The organism is Streptococcus loxodontisalivarius, assembly GCF_016908645.1.
Taxonomy (GTDB): domain Bacteria; phylum Bacillota; class Bacilli; order Lactobacillales; family Streptococcaceae; genus Streptococcus; species Streptococcus loxodontisalivarius.
This window is the reverse complement of sequence record NZ_JAFBEH010000090.1, coordinates 1-1303: the sequence shown is the minus strand read 5'-3', so window position 1 is coordinate 1303 and position 1303 is coordinate 1. Positions and strand designations below refer to the sequence as shown.

The following is a 1303-nucleotide window of genomic DNA, read 5'->3' as shown; positions in this document are numbered from 1 at the left end:
TTCAGGGTTATAGACGGTTTTTAGGTCGTCCAAGAGACGAGAAAATCCGATGGCATCATTGGGCATGGTGTAGCCATGAACCTTTTCACCGTTGACCAGAATAGCTACTTCTGAACTTGCTTTACTCACATCAATTCCAAATACTGCTCGCATAATATTACCTCTTTCGTCTTGAATGATACCTTGTTTTAGCGATTTCATTTTCAATACACGACGTCTTGCGTCCCACATACTTTGATAAAATTCTAACTAAAACAGGTGTCTTGCCAGTTTTTGTAACGACGTCCAGCGTCAAATAAAAGCACGACTTAACAAGACACCTCTACTTTAGCATAAAGAAAAAGTAGTGAGTACTCTCTCCCGTCGGAGATTTCCTCACTACTAATCTTAGTATGTTTCTGTAGTGGGTAAATCCACCAAGGAGATTGTAGGGCTTTTTGAATGTAGAAAAAAAGTCCCACATGACTTATAATGAAAAGCGTTAAAACAACTCATTAGAAAGATTCATATGGAACAAGTAGATTATATCAAAGACTCGCTCGATATTAAAGACCCTAACATCACTTTTGATAATGAATTTGACAAGTTTTCAACTCACAAAGTCTTTTACGCCAAGCTAGATTATGATGCTCCGAAATGTCCAAATTGCCAAGGTAACATGACTAAGTACGACTTCCAAAAACCCTGCAAAATTCCTTACCTCGAAATGGTTGGCTACAAGGTCCTTATTCGCCTCAAAAAGCGCCGTTTTAAGTGCAAATCTTGTGGCAAAATGACTGTCGCTAAGACTTCACTCGTCAGAGAAAATCATCAAATCCCCAATATTGTCAACCTCAAAATCACTGAAAAGCTTATGAGCCGTGAGGCTATGTCCAATATAGCTAGCGACCTTGCCATCTCTGTCTCGACTGTCTATCGTCAACTTAACCGTTTTGAAAGTAAGACCGATCTAAGTCGCTTGCCAGAGACCATGTCTTGGGACGAGTACGCCTTCAAGAAGGGTAAGATGAGCTTTATCGCTCAGGATTACGATTCCAACAGGATTATCGCTATCCTCGATGGACGCACACACGCTGTCATCAGAAACCACTTCCTACGCTATACTCACAAGGTTCGCAGTCGTGTTAAAGTCATTACCATGGATATGTTCAGCCCTTACTATGGGCTTGCCAAATCCCTCTTTCCCAATGCTAAGATTGTTCTTGATTGCTTTCATATTGTTCAGAATTTATCTCGTGCCCTGAACAGATTGCGCACTCAAATCATGAACCAATTTGAACGTAAATCTCATGAGTACAAGGCT

At 40.6% G+C, this 1303-nt stretch carries 1 protein-coding gene and 1 pseudogene; one reads left to right on the top strand and one right to left on the bottom strand.

Translation table 11 applies throughout. From position 1 onward, the window contains the following. A pseudogene (locus JOC28_RS10895) lies at positions 1–153 on the bottom strand (IS110 family transposase); the annotation flags it as partial. Between the two features lie 355 nt (positions 154–508). On the opposite strand from JOC28_RS10895, the gene JOC28_RS10590 reads away from it, so the two are divergent. Beyond that, positions 509–1303 (top strand): ISL3 family transposase (locus JOC28_RS10590; protein WP_205010634.1); only part of this gene is annotated, 795 nt, incomplete at its 3' end.